The 19096-nt window shown below is 42.4% G+C and carries 15 protein-coding genes; 6 read left to right on the top strand and 9 right to left on the bottom strand.

Annotated elements, in window-relative coordinates; genetic code table 11:
- Window positions 1-96: 96 nt before the first annotated feature.
- Window positions 97-513 (bottom strand): alternative ribosome rescue aminoacyl-tRNA hydrolase ArfB, encoded by a 417-nt coding sequence (gene arfB, locus HWQ36_RS17170; RefSeq protein ID WP_114082400.1) that lies wholly within the window; start codon window positions 511-513, stop codon window positions 97-99.
- Between the two features lie 47 nt (window positions 514-560).
- Entirely contained in the window at window positions 561-815 is a 255-nt protein-coding gene (locus tag HWQ36_RS17165) for an RNA-binding S4 domain-containing protein (protein WP_292704900.1), read from the bottom strand.
- 575 nt (window positions 816-1390) lie between these two features.
- On the opposite strand from HWQ36_RS17165, the gene dpdE reads away from it, so the two are divergent.
- On the top strand, window positions 1391-4702 hold the full coding sequence (dpdE, locus tag HWQ36_RS17160) for a protein DpdE (RefSeq protein WP_292704899.1): 3312 nt from the start codon (window positions 1391-1393) through the stop codon (window positions 4700-4702).
- 189 nt (window positions 4703-4891) lie between these two features.
- Here the strand turns inward: dpdE and HWQ36_RS17155 are convergent, their stop codons facing one another.
- The gene (locus HWQ36_RS17155) at window positions 4892-6046 is read right to left on the bottom strand and encodes a calcium-binding protein (RefSeq protein ID WP_292704898.1); all 1155 of its coding nucleotides are present in this window, start codon (window positions 6044-6046) and stop codon (window positions 4892-4894) included.
- Complete coding sequence (locus HWQ36_RS17150) at window positions 5940-6482, bottom strand: calcium-binding protein (RefSeq protein ID WP_292704897.1); 543 nt, start codon at window positions 6480-6482, stop codon at window positions 5940-5942. The genes HWQ36_RS17155 and HWQ36_RS17150 overlap by 107 nt, the downstream gene beginning before the upstream one ends.
- Window positions 6483-6966: 484 nt before the next feature.
- On the opposite strand from HWQ36_RS17150, the gene HWQ36_RS17145 reads away from it, so the two are divergent.
- Complete coding sequence (locus HWQ36_RS17145) at window positions 6967-8058, top strand: DUF4350 domain-containing protein (RefSeq protein WP_292704896.1); 1092 nt, start codon at window positions 6967-6969, stop codon at window positions 8056-8058.
- 219 nt (window positions 8059-8277) lie between these two features.
- Complete coding sequence (locus tag HWQ36_RS17140; protein WP_114082403.1) at window positions 8278-9228, top strand: MoxR family ATPase; 951 nt, start codon at window positions 8278-8280, stop codon at window positions 9226-9228.
- 156 nt (window positions 9229-9384) lie between these two features.
- On the opposite strand, the gene HWQ36_RS17135 is transcribed toward HWQ36_RS17140, so the two are convergent.
- Window positions 9385-10089 carry a diacylglycerol/polyprenol kinase family protein gene (locus tag HWQ36_RS17135; RefSeq protein ID WP_292704895.1) on the bottom strand — a complete coding sequence of 235 codons (705 nt, stop codon included), beginning with the start codon at window positions 10087-10089 and terminating at the stop codon, window positions 9385-9387.
- A 61-nt stretch (window positions 10090-10150) separates the two neighbouring features.
- Here HWQ36_RS17135 and yidD point away from each other — a divergent pair, with 61 nt between their 5' ends.
- The 3 genes from yidD (at window position 10151) to ychF (ending at window position 11969) form a co-directional block, all read left to right on the top strand.
- Complete coding sequence (gene yidD / locus HWQ36_RS17130) at window positions 10151-10387, top strand: membrane protein insertion efficiency factor YidD (protein WP_292704894.1); 237 nt, start codon at window positions 10151-10153, stop codon at window positions 10385-10387.
- A 247-nt stretch (window positions 10388-10634) separates the two neighbouring features.
- On the top strand, window positions 10635-10832 hold the full coding sequence (locus HWQ36_RS17125; protein ID WP_292704893.1) for a hypothetical protein: 198 nt from the start codon (window positions 10635-10637) through the stop codon (window positions 10830-10832).
- Window positions 10833-10877: 45 nt separating this feature from the next.
- Window positions 10878-11969 (top strand): redox-regulated ATPase YchF, encoded by a 1092-nt coding sequence (gene ychF, locus HWQ36_RS17120; protein ID WP_292704892.1) that lies wholly within the window; start codon window positions 10878-10880, stop codon window positions 11967-11969.
- 250 nt (window positions 11970-12219) lie between these two features.
- On the opposite strand, the gene HWQ36_RS17115 is transcribed toward ychF, so the two are convergent.
- From HWQ36_RS17115 to HWQ36_RS17100, 4 genes are all read right to left on the bottom strand, one after another.
- Entirely contained in the window at window positions 12220-13131 is a 912-nt protein-coding gene (locus tag HWQ36_RS17115) for a hypothetical protein (protein ID WP_292704902.1), read from the bottom strand.
- Between the two features lie 338 nt (window positions 13132-13469).
- Window positions 13470-15749 carry a response regulator gene (locus tag HWQ36_RS17110; RefSeq protein ID WP_292704901.1) on the bottom strand — a complete coding sequence of 760 codons (2280 nt, stop codon included), beginning with the start codon at window positions 15747-15749 and terminating at the stop codon, window positions 13470-13472.
- 5 nt (window positions 15750-15754) lie between these two features.
- Window positions 15755-16201 carry a response regulator gene (locus HWQ36_RS17105; RefSeq protein WP_292704891.1) on the bottom strand — a complete coding sequence of 149 codons (447 nt, stop codon included), beginning with the start codon at window positions 16199-16201 and terminating at the stop codon, window positions 15755-15757.
- Complete coding sequence (locus HWQ36_RS17100; protein WP_292704890.1) at window positions 16198-18759, bottom strand: GAF domain-containing protein; 2562 nt, start codon at window positions 18757-18759, stop codon at window positions 16198-16200. Before HWQ36_RS17100 ends, HWQ36_RS17105 begins: the two co-directional genes overlap by 4 nt.
- Window positions 18760-19096: the final 337 nt, after the last annotated feature.

The raw sequence follows: 19096 nt of genomic DNA, 5'->3' as shown, positions 1-19096 counted from the left end.
GTGCGGACACCCATCCCACAAGAAAATTTGGGATGTTTTTTTATTTGTCAGTCCCTAAGGGAATTTTATGTTTGCAGATGCGCCTAAGTCTAAAATCTAAAATTCTGTCACCTGACCTCTGTTAGACTTAACCTGTCCGCGCTTAGTTTTGTAGTCAAGGCGCTTTCTTTGAGAACTGCGAGTTGGTTTCGTGGGTTTGCGTTTTATCGTCACGACAACTGCGCTTTGAATGAGTTCTTGAAGTCGTTTCAAAGCTGATTCCCGATTGTTTTCTTGGCTTCGGTGTTCCTGTGCTTTGATGACGACAACTCCTTCTTGGGTGATGCGGCGATCGTTCAACTTTAAAAGTTGTTCTTTATAATAATCCGGTAATGATGAAGCGACAATATCAAAGCGCAAGTGAATCGCCGTGGAAACCTTATTCACATTCTGGCCTCCCGCTCCTTGCGAACGAATCGCACTAATTTCAATATCACTCTGTGGGATAATAACTTTGTTAGAAATTTGCAGCATTGCTCACAAAACAAAAGAGAAACTTTTCAATTTGGGGTAAAAATCTTTTACTCGGTTTGTTGGGGAAAATCTATTACTACGTCTTGGTCTTTATTGTTATCCAAATTTACCTCTAAAGTCTTTCCTTCTATTGTCACTTTATCACCCGGTACTAGTCGCCGCCCTCGTCGAGTTTCCAGCATACCGTTGACTTGGACATCGCCACCTTGAATCATTAGCTTGGCTTGTCCTCCACTTGGCACTATACCCATTAACTTTAAATATTGGTTTAACTTAATTGTGTTGTCTCGGATTTTCTTCATACTAAATAAAACTACATCATCTTAATTGTATCGTGGTGCGATCGAGGCAAAGCGTGAATCTATTCGCCACATAATCACCTAAGTACAGTATTTCATTAATTCGTAGCTAATTAATTTGGTAATACCCTGCAATGCTAATGCGTCGTCTTAGAGGATGTTTGAAAAGTGGTTGGCTTGTATCTTTGTACTTATTGATCCCCCCTAACCCCCCTTAAAAAAGGGGGAACCGGAATCAAAGTCCCCCAATTTATCGGGGAGCCACTGCGGGAACAGGGGTCTCCCCAAATGAAGCAAGTGGCGTGGATTTAGGGGGATCTAGAACGTTTTGCTACCGATAAGAGGACTTTTAAAACATCCTCTTACAATGCCAATGTGTCCTGATGCATTTAAAACGCGAATCAACCTTTGGGCTGATTTTACTAGTTGGCTGTGGTAGAGCGTAGGCGTAGACATCCCTAAAACGAAAAACAGTAATGCTGATTTATTATCTATAATGTTGATCGACAAAATTTCCAGATATTAGGTGAACAAACTAGTCTGGAAAGTTCTTTTAGTGTGTTCAGGTGACTGGATCTATGATTAAGCTCGGTTTATTGGTACAGTCCCAGAATAACTCTTTGGGTATCGGAAAAGTTACGGAAATATCTGATACCAATGCAAACGTTGAGTATTTCTGCTCTATAGGGCAACGTCTTCAAAAAACTTTACCTTTAAATTCGCTCTCTGAGGTCAGGCTTGAACCACAGGCTCGATGCTATATTAAGTCTCAAACTCAGGATAAATGGATAGTTGGGAGAGTTTTCATCTGGGATGAAGATACAGAAATGTATCAAATTGATTTACCAGATAAGAAAACTGCGATCGCTACTGAAGAAGACATTTACGTTCGTTGTAATCTCCCAAACACAGACCCCATCGAAACTCTAGCGATGAAGGGTCACGAAACGCCTTACTTTCACGACAAAAGATTGGCTTTCGTCAAATCCTTGATTAAGCAACGCGCTGTCAGTCGGGGGATGACGGGACTGATTTCGGCAAATATTAATCTTTATCCTCACCAAGTAGAAGTTGTCAGGCGGGTACTGGAAGACCCAATTCAACGCTACTTGCTAGCAGACGAGGTGGGACTCGGAAAAACTATCGAAGCGGGTGCGATTCTCCGGCAATTCCTCTTAGATGAGCCGAAAAAAGGGGCGGTGGTATTAGTTCCGCAATATTTGCTCAAACAATGGCGGACTGAGTTAGAAAACAAGTTTTACGTCTCCCATTTTGGCAAACGGGTAGCGGTGCTGGCGGTTGAAGATATCCATAAAATCAACCTGAAAGCGAGGATAGGCTGCTTAATTTTAGATGAAGCCCATCATATCGCAGCAATGGCGACTTCCAAGGATGCAACAGTCCGCCAGCGTTTTCAGACTTGCAAAGAACTGGCTCATAAAAGCGATCGCTTACTTTTATTATCTGCCACTCCTGTTCTCAATCATGAGCAGGATTTTCTGGCAATGTTGCACCTGCTCGACCCAACAACCTATAAAATTGGTGATTTAGCAGGTTTCCGCGCCAAAGTTGAAAGCCGTCAGGAAATTGGTAGACTTCTGCTTTCTTTCAAAGAAGGTGCGGAACCAGTTGTTCTCAAAAACAACTTGCAGCAACTACGGAACCTCTTAGCTGAGGATGAGTATTTACTGAAACTGGCAGATGATTTAGAAAATTGTTTACAAGCAAATTCTACAGAGCAAGATCAAATCGTCCAAGCGATTCGTACTCACGTTAGCGATATCTATCGACTACACCGCCGAATGCTTCGCAACCGTCGCGCGGCGGTGGAAGATGTGATATTTGACCGCAATTTTACACCCAAAGAAGAGTATGATTTAGACGAGCGATCGCCTGATATCCACGAACTACTCAATCAATGGCGGAGTGTTGCTCCTGGTGAACAGCCATATCAGCGAATTTTTCTGCTGTTATTTCTAGCTGCTGGTACTTGGTTAGGCATTTTAGAGCAGGTAATTACCGCCCGTTTAACTGGTAAGCCTGATGCTAAACTCATCCAGGAGTTTAAAGAAGATGATATTCGCCTATTAACTACAACCCCCAAATTCTCAGGGGAAGAAGAGATTCTGCAATCCTTTCTCAAAATTATTCGTCAACCCCAAGAAGACGGAGGACGAACGGAAAATTTGAAAACAGTACTGCTGAATCAGTTAGGTACGTACTTCAAAATTCCCGCAAACGTTCGGAAGAATCAAAAGGAATTCATCACGAGAATACAGCAGAGAATCAAAAGACCAATTACTGGCGATATTCTGCCCAAATTTATTGTATTCACCAGTTTTGGGCAAACTTGTGGCGAAATAGTCCGGTATTTATCTGATACCTTTGGTGCAGAGACAATCGCCAAACATCAATTTGGAGAATCACCAGACAAAGTTGAGGAAGGCTTAAATAAGTTCAGGAATAACCCAAACTGCTTTATTCTAGTATGCGATCGCTCTGGAGAAGAAGGACTTAACCTCCAATTTGCCGATTGGTTAATTCATTTTGACCTTCCTTGGTCGCCTAATCAATTAGAGCAAAGACTTGGCAGACTTGACCGCATTGGCAGCAAAATAGGAGTTCAATCTTGTGTCTTGATTGGCCCCTATTTGGAAGATAGCCCTCACAATGCTTGGTATCAAGTATTAAAAGATGGTTTTGGGATTTTCCAGCAATCAATTGCAAGTTTACAATTTTATGTAGATGATAAACTTGCAGAATTAGAAACAGCTTTGTTTCAATCAAGTGCTGCTGGATTGTTAGAGATGATTTCGCCAATTCAAGAGCAAATTGAAACCGAAATCGCAAAAATTAGCGAACAAAATGCTCTAGATGAAATTGACGCTAACGATGAAATTGCCACCGAGTATTTTCAAGACCTCGATAATTACGATGCTTGTCATCTAGAAATGAAACGAGCAATTGAAGGCTGGATTTGTGAGGCGCTGGGATTCCGAGGACTCAATAATCCTGACTCATCAGAGATGCGACGTTATCAACCGTCAACGCGGACATTGGTTCCCATAAATGAGTTAAAAAACCGTTTTGCTGATAGTTACCTAGACCAATTTGGTACTTATAATCGCAGACTGGCAAACCAGAATTCTGGGATTAAACTCTTTCGAGTTGGAGAAGGATTTGTCGAAGCACTCTGGAACTATATAAACTGGGATGACCGAGGTGAAGCCTTTGCAATGTGGCGCACTGATGCATCTTGGGATGCAAAAGAAGGGAAAGAGTGGTTTGGTTTCCAATGCAATTATGTAGTCGAGGCAAATTTAAGAATTGCCAAACAAGTTTTACTCGATAACAAACTCGATAGTTCTCAATTCAAACACTTGCAGCGACGTGTTGATGCTCTATTTCCGCCAATTATAGAAACTATCTATGTTGATGGTCGCAAGGAGCCAATACGCATTGTTGAAGATAAAGCGCTCTTAAGTATTCTCCAACGTCCATATAAAGATAAAAACAATAATCAAGGACGAGATTACAATCTGGCAAAAGAGCGCTTAGGAATTCTTGACGATTTTGTTGACCCTAATAAATGGCAAAATTTCTGCTATCAAGTACGTAATACTTCTTCAGAATTACTTTCAAATCGTCCCGATTTCATTGACTTGTGTCAAAGTTGTGCTAAGGTCGCCGAAAAGAAATTAGCCAATCGAGTCGAGCAATTACGCCTACGTTTGAACCAGCAAAGTTGGGATAATGCTCTAGCTGAAGAATTGAAGATAGAAACTGCTTTAAATGCAGCCATTCTAGAGGGGATTCGCCAGCCTCAGATTAGGCTTGATTCTGTAGGCTTTATTGTTGTATCGGGGCGATCGCTTGTGCAATTTGAGTGATAGCTAGATAATATCCCCTTAAACCCGCCTGCAAAAAGGGGTTAGGTAGGTTTTTTATTCTCGTTGTCGTTTTCATGCTGAACATAGAAACGACAACGAGTTTAACCTTTTCTGTTACCGAGAACGATAATTTCCTCTGGACTTCGCAATGTGTCAGCGATCGCGAGGGTTTTACTTAGTTAGCTTTCGTTAGGCAATCACAGTAATATTTGCACTACTAAGCGCTACCTGATTCGAGAACTGGGCGATTTGAACTTGTACAACTTCACCAATCCCATCTGCGTCAAAGAATAGGTTCCCCGTAGTTTGATCGTAGATGAAGCGATCGCTTGCTGTTGTCGCACTAGTACCAAGTCGAAACAAGCTGGCATTGAGCGTAGTATTCTGAGATTGAACCAGTCCGAATTCAGCCTTGGAAACCAAGATAGTATCATCTCCAAGAGTAAAATCAGCGATGCTATCATAGCCTCCAGTGCGGCTACCAGCAAGGCTGAAGCTATCTTGCCCAGTTCCACCAGTCAGCACATCTCGACCAATTCCCCCAGTTAGTAAATCATCACCTGCACCACCGAGCAAGGTGTCATTACCTAAGTTCCCAAAAAGGCTATCATTACCATCTCCTCCTGTTAACGTATTAGCGGCATTATTTCCCGTCAGGATGTTATCAAGGCTATTACCTGTACCATTTCTTGTCCCGGTTCCAGTTAGGGTCAAGTTCTCCAGGTTATTTCCCAACACCCAACTCAGCGAAGACTTGATTAAATCTGTGCCTGCATCTAAGCCTTCAATAATAAAATCGTTCAGGTTGTCTACAGCGTAAATGTCATTACCGATTCCACCATTGAGACTGTCAAATCCCAAACCTCCATCTAAGATGTCATCACCTGCGCCGCCATCTAATTTGTCATTACCTGAGCTACCAAAGAGGCTATCGTTGCCATCTCCTCCTGTTAAGGTGTCATTCCCTGCACCCCCATCTAAGATGTTATCTCCTGCGCCGTCATCTAAGTTGTCATTACCTAAGCCACCAAAGAGGCTATCGTTGCCATCTCCTCCACTCAAGGTGTTACTGGCATTATTTCCCGTCAGGATATTATTAAGGCTGTTACCAGTACCATTGATTGCCCCGCCTCCAGTCAGAGTCAAGTTTTCCAGGTTATTTCCCAACACCAAAGTTATCGAAGACTTGATTAAATCTGTGCCTGCATCTAAGTCTTCAGTAATAGAATCGTTCAGGTTATCTACAGTGTAAATGAATGTCATTGCCAATTCCACCATTGAGACTGTCAGATCCCAAACCTCCATCCAATGTGTCATCGCCGGAACCGCCGAACAAGGTGTCATTGCCGACTCCACCAATCAGGCTATCGTTGCCATCAACTCCATTCAAGATGTTAGCGCCAGTATTTCCAATTAGGATGTTATCAAGGCTGTTACCAGTACCATCGATTGCTTCGGTTCCAGTCAGGGTCAAGTTCTCCAGGTTATCTACCAATACCCAACTCACCGAAGACTTAACTAAATCTGTGCCTGCATTTAAGCCTTCAGTAATCAAATCGCTGATGTTGTCTACGATGTAAGTATCATTGCCTTTACCACCGATGAGGCTGTCAACTCCTGCACCACCATCTAAGAAATCATTTCCATCGCCGCCATTGAGGGTGTCGTTATCACCTAGTCCTTGCAGCGTGTCATTGCCCTGCAATCCTGAGATGATATCCATATTCTCCGTACCAGTCAGCTTGTCTGCAACTGATGTGCCATTAATTTCATTTGGCATAACTATTTTTCCTTGAACTTTTAGATCGGAATCACAAGCGAAATCAGGCGTTGCTTGATGCCTAAAGTGCGATCGCACAATTCCGTAGCTTCGCTTTTTTTAAAATTAAACAGCCTCAGTAAATATGTCTAAGTTGATACTTGATTTATATAGCGATCCGCTTTGATTATTAAACTGACTTGCGTAGGCTGGGAGTAGGGAATAGGGACTTGTACTGAGCGACTTGTACCGAGCCTGTCCTGAGCGTAGCCGAAGGGCGAAGTCGAGGTAAGCCGAAGTAGTGGGGAGTAGGGAATAAGCCTTTTCGATGGGTACTTAATTTGTTCAAAAATCAAATAGGAGTCTTAATATAAAGTCCGAATACCTTTCCTGTATTCTGACTCCTGAATTCTGTTCGATAAAGTTAATCATATTTTTGACTTTACCGGAAAAATAAGTAAGTATTAACACTAACGAGCCTGAAATGAAATTATAGCGATCGAAGATGAAACGTTCAAATCGCCTTGCTTGGATAGGAGCGATCGCACTAGCTGCGATCGTTTTACTTAGTTTATTAGCGCCTAATAATACAAAAATTAGCACTGGCTCTACTTATAACCGCGCCTCTGATGGATATGGTGCTTGGTATGCTTTTATGCAACAGCAAGGAATTTCTATCAAGCGCTGGCAAAAACCTTTTAGTGATATTCAGCCAGAAAATAGCCCAGTTACCTTTCTACAGGTAAGCGCCTATCCAAGGGAGACAGCGTTAGATAGTCAAGAGCAGGAATGGGTAGAAAAAGGGAATACTTTGGTAATTTTGGGTGCGGGGGCGCGGGTTACAGAAGCAGAGTTTAGCACTATGCAAAAATCCCCCCAAGGTGATATTAAAATTGATACACGTAGACGATATCAGAAAGCTAACTCCAAGCAAGTTGATTTAGGCGATCGCTTTGGTGCTGTTGTCTGGCAAAAAAATTACAAACAGGGAAAGGTAATTTTTTCTACCACTCCTTATTTGGCCGCCAACGCTTATCAAGATTATTTAAGTAATTTCAGGTACTTAGCTAGTTTAGTAACTGAAAAAAGTAACACAGTATTTGTCGATGAATACATCCACGGCTATAAAGATGCTGATGTCAGGAAGAAAGAAAGCGAAGGAGATTTATCTAGCTTTTTTGCTAAAACTCCTTTATTTCCAATATTGATACAGGTAGGTATCCTGCTATTGGTGCTAACTTGGGCGCAGAATCGCCGTTTTGGGAAGCCAGTGGCTTTAGATACACCAGTTACAGATAATAGCGAAGCATACATCCAAGCTTTAGCGGGAGTCTTGCAGAAAGCTGATACCACCGACTTTGTTGTCGAGATGGTGGGTAAACAAGAACAACTACAACTCCAAAAAGCCTTGGGATTAGGACAAGTACTTTTAGAACGTCAAGCCTTAATCAATTTCTGGATAGAAAAAACAGGCAAAAGTGCAGCAGAACTAGATGCAGTTTTAAAGCTACAATCTCGCAAACAACCCATCAGTGAACGAGAACTGTTAAGCTGGTTGGGGAAATGGCGAAACATTAAGGAAATTCGTAATTCGTAATACCTCGACTTCGCTCGGCACAAGTTCGTAATTCGTAATTCATTTTGGGAATTATGGATAATATTTCTGCTGTGGGCATCTTGCTATGCATAGCGTCTCATAGAGAGCATCTTGATTCTGACCGGAGGCGGAGCGTCTCCGGCTCCGCTCCTGTTAGCGGTAGCGGGGCGTTTAGCCCATTCTGACTCCTGAATTCTTCTTCAATTATCAATAAAAAATATGAGCGAAACCCATCCTATCTTAATTCGTCTTGGTCAAGGTCTTAATCAAGTAGTTGTTGGACAATCGAGCCTAATACAACAACTTTTAGTGGCACTGCTAGCGGGTGGACACGTAATTTTGGAAGGAGTACCAGGAACTGGTAAAACCCTCTTAGTAAAAGTATTAGCGCAGTTAATTCAAGGGGATTTTCGCCGAATTCAACTAACACCAGATGTGTTACCTTCAGATATTACTGGAACAAATATTTTTGACTTGAATAGCCGCAATTTCACTTTGAAAAAAGGGCCGATATTTACCGAAGTCCTGCTAGCAGACGAAATCAACCGTACTCCTCCCAAGACACAAGCGGCGCTGCTGGAAGCGATGGAAGAGATGCAGGTAACATTGGATGGTGAAAGTTTGCCCTTACCAGATTTATTTTGGGTGATTGCAACCCAAAATCCCCTGGAATTTGAGGGGACTTATCCTTTACCAGAGGCGCAATTGGACAGATTTTTATTTAAGCTAGTGGTAGATTATCCCGATCAAGCTGCGGAAAAGCAAATGTTACTCAATCGTCAGGCTGGGTTTTCAGCCCGGCGTTTGGATATTAGCCGTTTGAAACCGATCGCAACAGTAGCCGACATTTTACAAGCACGACAAGCAGTCAAAGAAGTTAAAGTATCAGAAGCGATCGTTGATTATTTGTTAGCCTTGGTGAGAATATCGCGTCAATATCCCGATTTAACTTTGGGTGCATCACCTCGCGCCGCCGGTGCTTGGTTGCAGACATCTCAAGCATTAGCGTGGTTAGCTGGAAGAGATTTTGTCACACCAGATGATGTGAAAGCAGTTGCATCGCCATTACTGCGTCATCGCCTGATTTTGAAACCAGAAGCAATGTTGGATGGTTTACAAATGGATGCGGTAATTGCGTCGGTAATTAATCAAGTACCAGTTCCAAGGTGAAAAAACTCGGCGTTGCAGAATAGATGGCGTACCCGCTTGCCGTAGGCGATCGCTATTTCAGCCTATTAAATCTGTGTTTTTGCTTCCATATCCTTTGAACTAGATATTTAGAGAAATGGATCGGGCAAGTATCTCTTGTTTGCTCAATTAGAAAAATTAGTAATTTAAGACTAACTGACTTAAAAAGAAGGCAAGGGCTGCACTACCCAAAGGGACTGTCAAATTGTCAATACCCAGAAATGAAAAAGCCTCTAAAACTGTAGCGATAAATGCAACCACAAGTGATATTAACCAAGTTTGCCAAGTGTTTCCTTGAGTTCCAACTAAAATCAAAATACTGATGAAATAGCTAACGAGCATCATAGTTAGGGAGCCTTCCCAACTTTTTTGGGTGCCAAAGACTTTATACTTGTGTCTACCAAAGCGTTGCCCAATTAAGGCTGCTAATCCATCTCCCCAAGTCATGATCAAAATTCCTAGTGCTGCGTACTGGGGTTTTTGTAAGTACCAGAAGCTGGCAACTAAGATACCGAAACTGACAGAGTAAAAAAATGTCCCGAAACTTTGCCGCCCAACGCTATTAATACCAGGAAGAATAGGCAATCGGTAGGATAATAAGGTGATTGCACTCGCTAAAATAGAAGCTGTAATCCCTACACTGGCGGGAATATCTAGCCACCAAGCAAGTAAAATCACGTTACCAGTGCCAATATGAACTATCTTCCGCACGATTTCTGGCTTGTCGGCAAAGCGGTTTACCACCCATGCAATCAGGAGGATGAGTAACACCCAAATTGCAGTAATCGCAATTTGCAGCCATAAAACCGGAATTGAGGTGAAGTCAGAAAATGTAGTCAACAAATATGTAACAAAATGAAAAATTTTACCCCTGTTACTAATTTATAAGATTTAGGTAACTGCAATGAAACTATTATTGATTTGGCTGATTCGGGGCTACCGAATGTTTATCTCGCCGTTGTTTCTCCCGACTTGTCGCTTTCAACCAACTTGTTCGATGTATGCTATTGAAGCTATTGAACGATTTGGAGTGTTTCGTGGTAGCTGGATGGCAACTGGGCGGATTTTGCGTTGTCATCCGTTTCATCCAGGTGGTTACGATCCAGTGCCAGAGGTGGTGGAAAAAGTGATAGATAAGTAGTTTAGTACAATATTGGATTCGCGGATTGGGAGCAGGGGGCAGAGGGGCATACTTCGACTACGCTCAGTAACCGGGGGGGCAGGGGGCAGGGGGAGAGAGAATAACTAATTAATGCCCAATTCCCAATTCCCAATTCCCAATTCCCAAGTTAAAAGAAGTGTTCGTGGGTATAGCTATTTGGGGAGATGTCAACAGTTGAGGTTGTCATCTAGGGTAGGAAGGTTGAGTAATTTAATTTAGACTTATCATGCTTAATCCTACTGCGATTTCTATACCTGAACCACAAATTCCCAATCCCGGGCCGAATCCGTTACCGAGTCCTGAACCTGTACCCGGGCCAGCTATACCCCAACCTTTACCTGGGCCTGTGCCAGAACCAGTACCTGCTCCCATACCTCAAACAGTTCCAGCACCAATTCCCCAAACCATACCGGAACCTGTTTAGATTACCTTGGTAATGTAATCCAAAATCTAAAATCCAAAATCCAAAATGCTAAGAGCCGGAATTGTCGGACTTCCCAACGTCGGAAAATCTACTTTATTTAATGCTGTAGTTGCTAATGCTAAGGCAGAAGCGGCTAACTTCCCTTTTTGCACGATTGAACCGAATGTCGGCGTTGTCGCAGTACCGGATGAACGGTTAAATGTTCTTGCTAAGATTGCCAGTTCGGTACAAACTATCCCGGCGCGGGTGGAATTTGTAGATATTGCCGGTTTAGTTAAAGGTGCAAGTCAGGGTGAGGGACTAGGGAATCAATTCCTGTCCCACATCCGGGAAGTTGATGCGATCGTCCATGTGGTACGTTGTTTTGAAAATGATGATATTATCCACGTTGCTGGTTCTGTTGATCCAGCACGAGATATTGAAATCATTAATATAGAACTGGGTTTATCAGATTTATCACAAATTGAACGGCGAATTGACCGCACTCGCAAACAAGCTCGTACCAGCAAAGATGCACAGTTTGAAATCACAGTTTTAGAAAAATTAGCTGCGGCTTTAAATGAAGGTAAATCGGTGCGTCAGGTAAGCTTGAATGAAGAAGAAGCAGTAATTATTAAAGGATTAGAACTGCTCACTTATAAACCGATTATCTATGCCGCCAATGTATCTGAGGATGAGTTGGCAACTGGTAATCATTTTGTGGAAACAGTGCGGCAAATTGCATCGACAGAAGATGCCCAAGTTGTGATCGTTTCTGCCCAGGTTGAAGCTGAGTTAGTAGAATTACCAGAGTCAGATAAAGCTGATTTCCTCGCATCTTTGGGCGTGGAAGAAGGCGGTTTAAAATCGTTAATTCGTGCAACTTATATGCTTCTAGGCTTGCGGACATATTTTACCTGCGGCCCCAAAGAAACCCGCGCTTGGACAATTAATGCCGGAATGTCTGCACCTCAAGCTGCTGGTGTAATCCACAGTGATTTTGAGCGGGGATTTATTCGTGCTGAAACTGTCGCTTATAAAGATTTGGTAACAACTGGTTCGATGAATGCTGCGAAGGAAAAAGGGTTGGTTCGCAGTGAAGGGAAAGAGTATGTTGTGCAGGAAGGGGATGTAATGTTGTTCCGATTTAATGTGTAGGGGTAATTAATTAAGTGGCCGTTATCAATCAGATAATGGTCAACTTATACCAAATTGCGATCGCCTACGCCATCCCTCTAAATAACTTGACAAAATTTTTAATATGTGCATCTTGTGCTAGGCGATCGCAAATAAACCAGCAATCTGTTGTATAGTTTCTCAATCACCAGCTATGATGCCTCCTCTTGCTCCAGCCAAGCTGTGAGGTCTTCAGATAGCAGTTTGCACAGGTTATCAAAGGACATATCGCTCAGTTACTCCCACCCACCATGTATACATAAGAACCAAAATTCTCATCATCTGTACCAACAATCACACCGCCTTCTGCACCAGGAACAAGTTCCATAGCTTCAATTTTGTGGTACTCAGAGCGGTAAATGGGAACAAGTTGAGGATTTTGCCGCCATGCAATTTTGTTACCATGCAATCCCAGATAACCAGCAACATACACAGCTGACTGAAATGGGCCATCATCTCCCTCATCACTTGCTGAGGTGATGTACACAATTCCTACAGGGTCTACCTTAATATCTGATATATGACGCACATTGCCAGATGGAAACGGTACTTTCAGATTGGCAGAACCGGCGAGAGTAATTTGATATTTAGCTAAGTCAAACACTCCCCAAAATATAGTTGCTGGTTGTTCTCCTTCACCTCGATGTCCCCAAATAGCAACTAATTTGCCGTCTATATTTTGTAATCCAAATCCTTCAAAATTATTTCCTTGAATAATTCCTGGTAGATTGAATTCCTTGAGAACCAAGATGGTTTTATTGGCAGGGTTTAACCTGATATAATAAGCTTTACCAGAACTGCTTAAAGCGATAAAAGAGAATTTTGTTTTCTCAGGAACAGATGTTAAAGCTTCTAAATCGATGGGCAATTCTATGTTATCTGGCCAGTTTAAGGGAAAATATTCGGGTTGCTTTTTCCCTTTAATACTAATAATTCCTAAACGGGTTTGATTGGGTTTTTTGTTGTCATGAACAATCAAAAAATCTAGGGTATTGCTTTGTTTCTCTATCAAAGCCATACCACTGATACCGAAAGGGATACCACCGCGAACTGGTCGCCAATCTTGCGCCCAAACTTGCACAGATATGAGTAACAATGCACTCAAGACTACTATATTTATAATTAACTTGAGAAACCGAGGCATATTAAAAGCAATTGGGCATGGGGCATTGGGCATGGAGAAGAAGCAGGGGGCAGGGGGCAAGGGGGAGAATACAAAATTACCTTTTATCTACTCTGCATCCTTCCCCTGCCTCTCTGCCTCTTCCCCAGTGCCTACACTCCGTAAGAGAAGTGTGTTAGTCGATGCTCAATCATATCAAATCCCAAAAATTTGCACCCGCATCAATCAAGCAGGATTTTATACTCAAATTATCAGGATAATTACATGGTTAGAAATAAGGTAACAAGGAAATAAGTATTATATTAATAAAAACTTTAGTTCTGGGTCATTGCCCCCTGCCCCCTGCCTCCTGAATAGGCTCACAATAATACTTTCTGTAAAGAAAGCAATAATTCATTGACAGTATAGGGCTTTACTAAAAACGTATTGATACCAATAGCAGCTACTACACTAAGCTTATTGTCAGACATAAGTCCACTGCTGGCAATAATTCTAACTTGAGGATTGATTTTTTGCAGGGTACGGATGGCAGTTAAACCATCCAGAGTGGGCAGCATAATATCCATCAGTACGGCACTAATTTTATCCCGATTTTGAGCGTATAGAGCGATCGCTTCAATGCCATCATTGGCAATTAGGGTTTTGTAGTTGTGAGTTTCCAGTGATGTTTTTGTAATCTCTTGAATGGCAACTTCATCATCCACAATCAAAATCAATTCTCCGTGTCCTGTCTGTGGTGGCAATTCTTCTGGAGTAGTTGTTTCCATTCCCTCCACTGCTGGCAAGTAAACCTTAAAGCTAGTGCCACTTCCCCGTTCGCTATAGACGTTCACAAAACCACCGTGGCTTTTAATTATCCCCAGCACGGTGGAAAGTCCTAACCCTGTGCCTTTTCCGACATCTTTTGTGGTAAAAAATGGCTCGAAAATTCTATCTAAGATTTCTTTCGGAATCCCAACTCCAGTATCAGAGACAGTAATCACTATGTAAGGCCCCTCTTTGGCTTCCAGGTTCATGCGGGCATAATTTTCGTCAATCAATAGATTTTCAGCAAAGATACTCAAATTACCGCCATTTGGCATCGCATCGCGGGCGTTAACGCAGAGGTTCATCAATACTTGATGCAGTTGGGTGCTATCTCCAGAAACCATCCACAAATCTTGCAGGACATCAGTGCTGATTTGGATGGATTTGGGAAATGTCTCTTTCAGAATCTTGGCAACTTCCACAATTATATGTCTGAGTTGCAAAGTGATACGCTTTCCTTCTACACCGCGTGCAAAGGACAGCACCTGTTTGACTAAATCAGCCCCGCGTCTAGCGTTGATTTCCAAAATTTCCAGTAGATGATGGGTGCGCTCATCTGCATCGGGAAATTTGAGTGGTAACAGTTGCGCTCCTGCCAGAATTGGTGTCAGGATATTGTTGAGGTCGTGAGCAATGCCACTAGCTAAGGTGCCGATACTTTCCAAGCGTTGGGCGCGAAATAATTGAGCTTCTAGGTGTTTTTTATCGGTAATATCTGTGTCAACGGTGAGAATCGCTTTAGGTTTTCCTTGTTCGCCATACACCAAACTCCAGCGACTAGCAACAAGGATTTCCTTACCCATTTTAGTCAGTTTAGTTAACTCGCCCTGCCACTTTCCTTTACTAGTAGCTTGTAAAAGAGCCGCTTCGATTTCTGGTGAAGGTTCGTCAAACAAAAGCTCACTAGCATTTTTGCCCCAAGCTTCTGTAGCTTTCCAGCCGTAAAGTGTTTCTGCGCCTTTGTTCCAGAAAATAATTTGATTGTTTAAATCTCGCACGCAAATGGCATCTGTGGTGACATCTAGTAATGCTGCTTGTTCGCGGATTTTTTCTTCTGCCAATTTGCGTTCGCGTAGCGCAGCTTGCCGTTCGCTAATATCAATACTCGCGCATGTCACGCCCACAACTTCTTGTGATTCATTCCGCAATGGCTCAACTGTCAAATCGTAATATCGAGTTGTATCTCTGATTGTAATTGATACTTCCTCTCGCGTTCCTATACCAGTAGTTAGTACCCCACGTTTAATTGTGGTGAGAAGTTGAGCATCTTCAACTGAGATAATATCCAAGTCTTGTTTGCCCAATATTTCCTCAACTGTCAATCTAGATGGGGGATTATAAACCCAGGTGTAGCGTAACTCCTTGTCTTGGTTGTAGACAAAGATGGGGGAGTTTTTAAGGGCCACCCGAAATCGCTCTTCACTATGGCGCAATGCGTCGTCTGCCCGTTGACGTTCGATGGCATAACGCATGGAGCGTACCAGCAAGTCGCCAGTTACTTGCCCTTTCACCAAATAATCTTGCGCTCCTTCTTGCATTGCCCTAATTGCTAGGGTTTCATCGTTTAGACCCGTCAACACAATTATTGGAGTAGCTTTTGCCTGATGGTGAGCGATGACAAAGGTTTCTAGCCCCTGGCTATCTGGCAGCGAGAGGTCTAGGAGAATTACATCAAAAATTTCCTTTGCTAGGTAGTTGATTGCTTCCGAAAGCCGCTCAACGGGCATCAAATCAACTACAACTGTGGTCACTTCTTTTAAAAACTCCTGTAATAAAAAAACATCACCAGGATTATCTTCTACTAACAAGACTTTAATATTTTTACCTGCCATTTCCACTACTCCGGTGGCAGTTTTACGATCGCAAACCAAAAATTTTCTATTGATTGTACAATTTTAACGAATTGATCGAAATCTACCGGCTTAGTTATGTAACAGTTTGCAGATAAATTATAGGCTTTAAGGATGTCTTCTTCAGATTGGGAAGTCGTCAAAATTACTACAGGAATTCGCTTGAGCTTTTCGTCTGCTTTGATTTCTGCCAGTACCTCCCGTCCATCTTTTCTGGGTAAGTTCAAATCGAGCAACACAATATCGGGATGGGCTGCTTTAACATATTTTTCTTGTTTCCGCAAAAATGCCATTGCCTCCACACCATCTTCGACTACGTTGAGATGAATCGATATTTTACTATCTTCTAGGGCAATGCGTGTGAGTTGGGCATCACCAGGATTGTCCTCTACTAACAAAACCTCAATAGGCATAATCGCCGTTATAATACTCACGATTGCTTACCTGCTCTATCTGGAATTGTGAAGTAGAAAGTCGAGCCTTGACCCAGTTTCGACTCAACCCAGATCCGGCCGCCGTGGCGTTCTATAATTTTTTTACAAATTGCCAGACCAATTCCAGTACCAGGATACTTGTCTCTACCGTGCAAGCGCTGAAAAATTATAAAAATACGTTCTGCATACTGGGATTCCAAACCAATACCATTATCGCGTATCCAAAATAACCATTCATCTGCCAATGGGATAGAATTTAAACTTTCTCCATCTAAATTTGTATTTGGCTTGACTACTCCAATGTGAATTTGTGGCTGCTGATTTTGGCAAAATTTGATGGCGTTACCAATCAGGTTTTGAAATACTTGTGTTAGTTGGGTAGTATCAGCCATCACTTCAGGTAGAGTATCATGAGTGACAATTGCTTTACTATCTGCGATCGCAATTTGGAGATTAGCGATCGCCTGCTGTAAGATTACATCACAATCAACTAACTTAAAGGGCTGTCCACGAGTGCTGACGCGGGAATAGTTCAACAAATCGTTGATTAGGGTCTGCATTCGCCGGGCCCCATCTACTGCGTAGGTGATAAACTGGTCGGCATTGGCATCAAGTTGATTTTTGTATCTTCGCTCTAGTAGCTGTAAATAACTTGTTACCATCCGTAACGGCTCTTGCAAGTCATGGGAAGCCACATAAGCAAACTGTTCCAATTCCGCATTAGAACGGACGAGTTCTTGACTTTGCTGGATTTCTTTTTCTAATAGTTGCGCTTGAGATAAAGCAATGCCAATTTGATTAGCTAGTTGCTGTAACAACTCCGTCTCAAAGTTATTCCACTTTCGAGGTGCCACGCACTGATGAGCCAGCAATAAGCCCCAAATATTATCTCTGACCAGAATCGGTACTACAAGGTTAGCTCTGACAGCAAACTGCTGAAGAAATTCTCGATGGCATGGTTGAATGTGAGCAGCTTCAATGTCTTCAATGGCACTGACTCTTCCTTGGCGATATCTTTCTAGGTATTCTTCTTTAAAGCAATTATCGAGCAAATTTTCTCCTAAAATTACGGGCCAACCGGGTAGCACTGCTTCTTGGATGACTGTCCCCGAACCATCAGCTTCCAGTCGAAAAATTAAAACTCGGTCAGCTTGTAATAATTTTTGTACCTCTGTTACCGTGGTTTGAAGAATTTCATCTATTTGTAAAGATTCTCTAATTTTCAGGGTGATTTCAGCAAATAATTGCGATCGTAAATTTTGCCGTTTTAATTCCTCATCTGCCCGCTTGCGATCTGTGATATCTGTATAAGAACCCACCATGCGAACTATATCACCCAATGCGTCCCAAAGTGCTTGTCCTCGATCTAGAATCCATTTATAGCTGCCGTCTTGGTACTGGACTCGATATTCACAGACATAAAACGGTGTTTTCTTGGCAAAGTGGTCTTGGAAGGCTTGAAGTACCGAATCTCGCTCATCGGGGTGGATTCGTTTTATCCATTCGTCCCAACCGTTGGAAACTTCGTGGTCTTTATAACCGAGCATTTCCTTCCACCGAGTTGAGAAGAACACTTCATTAGTCTTGAGGTTCCAATCCCAAATGCCATCATTATTACCATGTAATGCTAATTGCCAACGTTCTTCACTTTCTCGTAGTGCTTCTACTGTTCGCCGCCGTTCAGTAATGTCTTGAAAATAAATAGACAAGCCGTCTTTTGCAGGATAGGCGTGAACTTGAAGCCAGCAATTTAGTGGCTGATAAAACTCCTCAAATTCCACACTCACCTTTTCTAAAATTGCCCTGTGATACTCACGGTAAAATGTTGTGCCGATGATTTCTGGAAACACTTCCCAGATATTTTTACCCAGAAGCTCACTTTGTTTTTTTTGCAACAGCCGTTCTGCTTGACCATTAATGTAGGTGAATCGCCACTTTTTATCTAAGGCAAAAAACCCATCAGTAATGCTTTCGAGAAGATTAGTGATGCGGGTTCTTGCGGCTTCAGACTGGGCGCGGGCTGCTTGCTCATGCGCCATTAGCTTATCAGTAATTTGAGATACCTCAGTTACATAACGCCTAAGTTCTAGTTGGTCGATTACCAAGCGACTTAGAGCCACAAGCGCCTCTACTTGTTTTTGACTCAATTCTTTTGGAACTTGGTCAATTACACACAGAGTTCCTAAGATATCTCCCTTCGGGGTAATCAGGGGCACACCTGCATAAAAACGCACATAGGGATAGCCAGTGACTACCGGATTCTTGGCTAACTTTTCATCAGCTAAGGTATCAGGAACCACCACAACGTTACGCTGCTCTTGGCAAAGGTAAGAGAACCCAACACTCCGGGGCATTTCTGAGACATCTAAACCTACTTTTGCCTTAAACCATTGACGGTTTTCATCAATGAAATTTACGAAAGAGATAGGAGTACCACAAATAAATGCTGCTAACTGAGCAAGATTGTCGTAGGCTTCTTCGGGTTCGGTGTCAAGAATTTGATACTGGCGGAGGGCTTCTAGCCGCGCCACTTCTGTATCAATGTGTCCAGCTTTCATTAATTTTTATTAATAAATCTAAGTCTAATATTCAGTCAGCAGCATAGCTATCTCAAGAGTAGCTTAACTTTTTTTAACAATTTTTACTTATTTCCCCGCCTCTGGCTATTCAGGGAATTTTGTTTCAATTTTGTTGTACTTTTGCGGCGGGCGGATACGCCATCACACTAATCCTAGTGTATAGGACTTACGCAAAATTATGAAAAAACGAACCGCCAAGTACGCCAAGTGCGCCAAAGAATAAGAATTGCAGAGAGTTTTTGCGTAAGTCCTATGTAAACAAATTTAGCTTAAACAGCAAGAAGCCTCACGTGTCACCCGAAGGGGAGCGTGAGAT

The sequence above is a fragment of the Nostoc sp. NMS2 genome, assembly GCF_017115105.1.
Classification (GTDB): domain Bacteria; phylum Cyanobacteriota; class Cyanobacteriia; order Cyanobacteriales; family Nostocaceae; genus Nostoc.
This window is presented reverse-complemented; position numbering and strand designations above follow the sequence as displayed.

Excerpts from the sequence above, each read along its gene's own strand:
- arfB (WP_114082400.1), bottom strand. The coding sequence starts at position 513 with ATGCTGCAAATTTCTAACAAAGTTATTATCCCACAGAGTGATATTGAA.
- HWQ36_RS17165 (WP_292704900.1), bottom strand. The coding sequence starts at position 815 with ATGAAGAAAATCCGAGACAACACAATTAAGTTAAACCAATATTTAAAG.
- dpdE (WP_292704899.1), top strand. The coding sequence starts at position 1,391 with ATGATTAAGCTCGGTTTATTGGTACAGTCCCAGAATAACTCTTTGGGT.
- HWQ36_RS17155 (WP_292704898.1), bottom strand. The coding sequence starts at position 6,046 with ATGACACCTTGTTCGGCGGTTCCGGCGATGACACATTGGATGGAGGTT.
- HWQ36_RS17150 (WP_292704897.1), bottom strand. The coding sequence starts at position 6,482 with ATGCCAAATGAAATTAATGGCACATCAGTTGCAGACAAGCTGACTGGT.
- HWQ36_RS17145 (WP_292704896.1), top strand. The coding sequence starts at position 6,967 with ATGAAACGTTCAAATCGCCTTGCTTGGATAGGAGCGATCGCACTAGCT.
- HWQ36_RS17140 (WP_114082403.1), top strand. The coding sequence starts at position 8,278 with ATGAGCGAAACCCATCCTATCTTAATTCGTCTTGGTCAAGGTCTTAAT.
- yidD (WP_292704894.1), top strand. The coding sequence starts at position 10,151 with ATGAAACTATTATTGATTTGGCTGATTCGGGGCTACCGAATGTTTATC.
- HWQ36_RS17125 (WP_292704893.1), top strand. The coding sequence starts at position 10,635 with ATGCTTAATCCTACTGCGATTTCTATACCTGAACCACAAATTCCCAAT.
- ychF (WP_292704892.1), top strand. The coding sequence starts at position 10,878 with ATGCTAAGAGCCGGAATTGTCGGACTTCCCAACGTCGGAAAATCTACT.
- HWQ36_RS17115 (WP_292704902.1), bottom strand. The coding sequence starts at position 13,131 with ATGCCTCGGTTTCTCAAGTTAATTATAAATATAGTAGTCTTGAGTGCA.
- HWQ36_RS17110 (WP_292704901.1), bottom strand. The coding sequence starts at position 15,749 with ATGGCAGGTAAAAATATTAAAGTCTTGTTAGTAGAAGATAATCCTGGT.
- HWQ36_RS17100 (WP_292704890.1), bottom strand. The coding sequence starts at position 18,759 with ATGAAAGCTGGACACATTGATACAGAAGTGGCGCGGCTAGAAGCCCTC.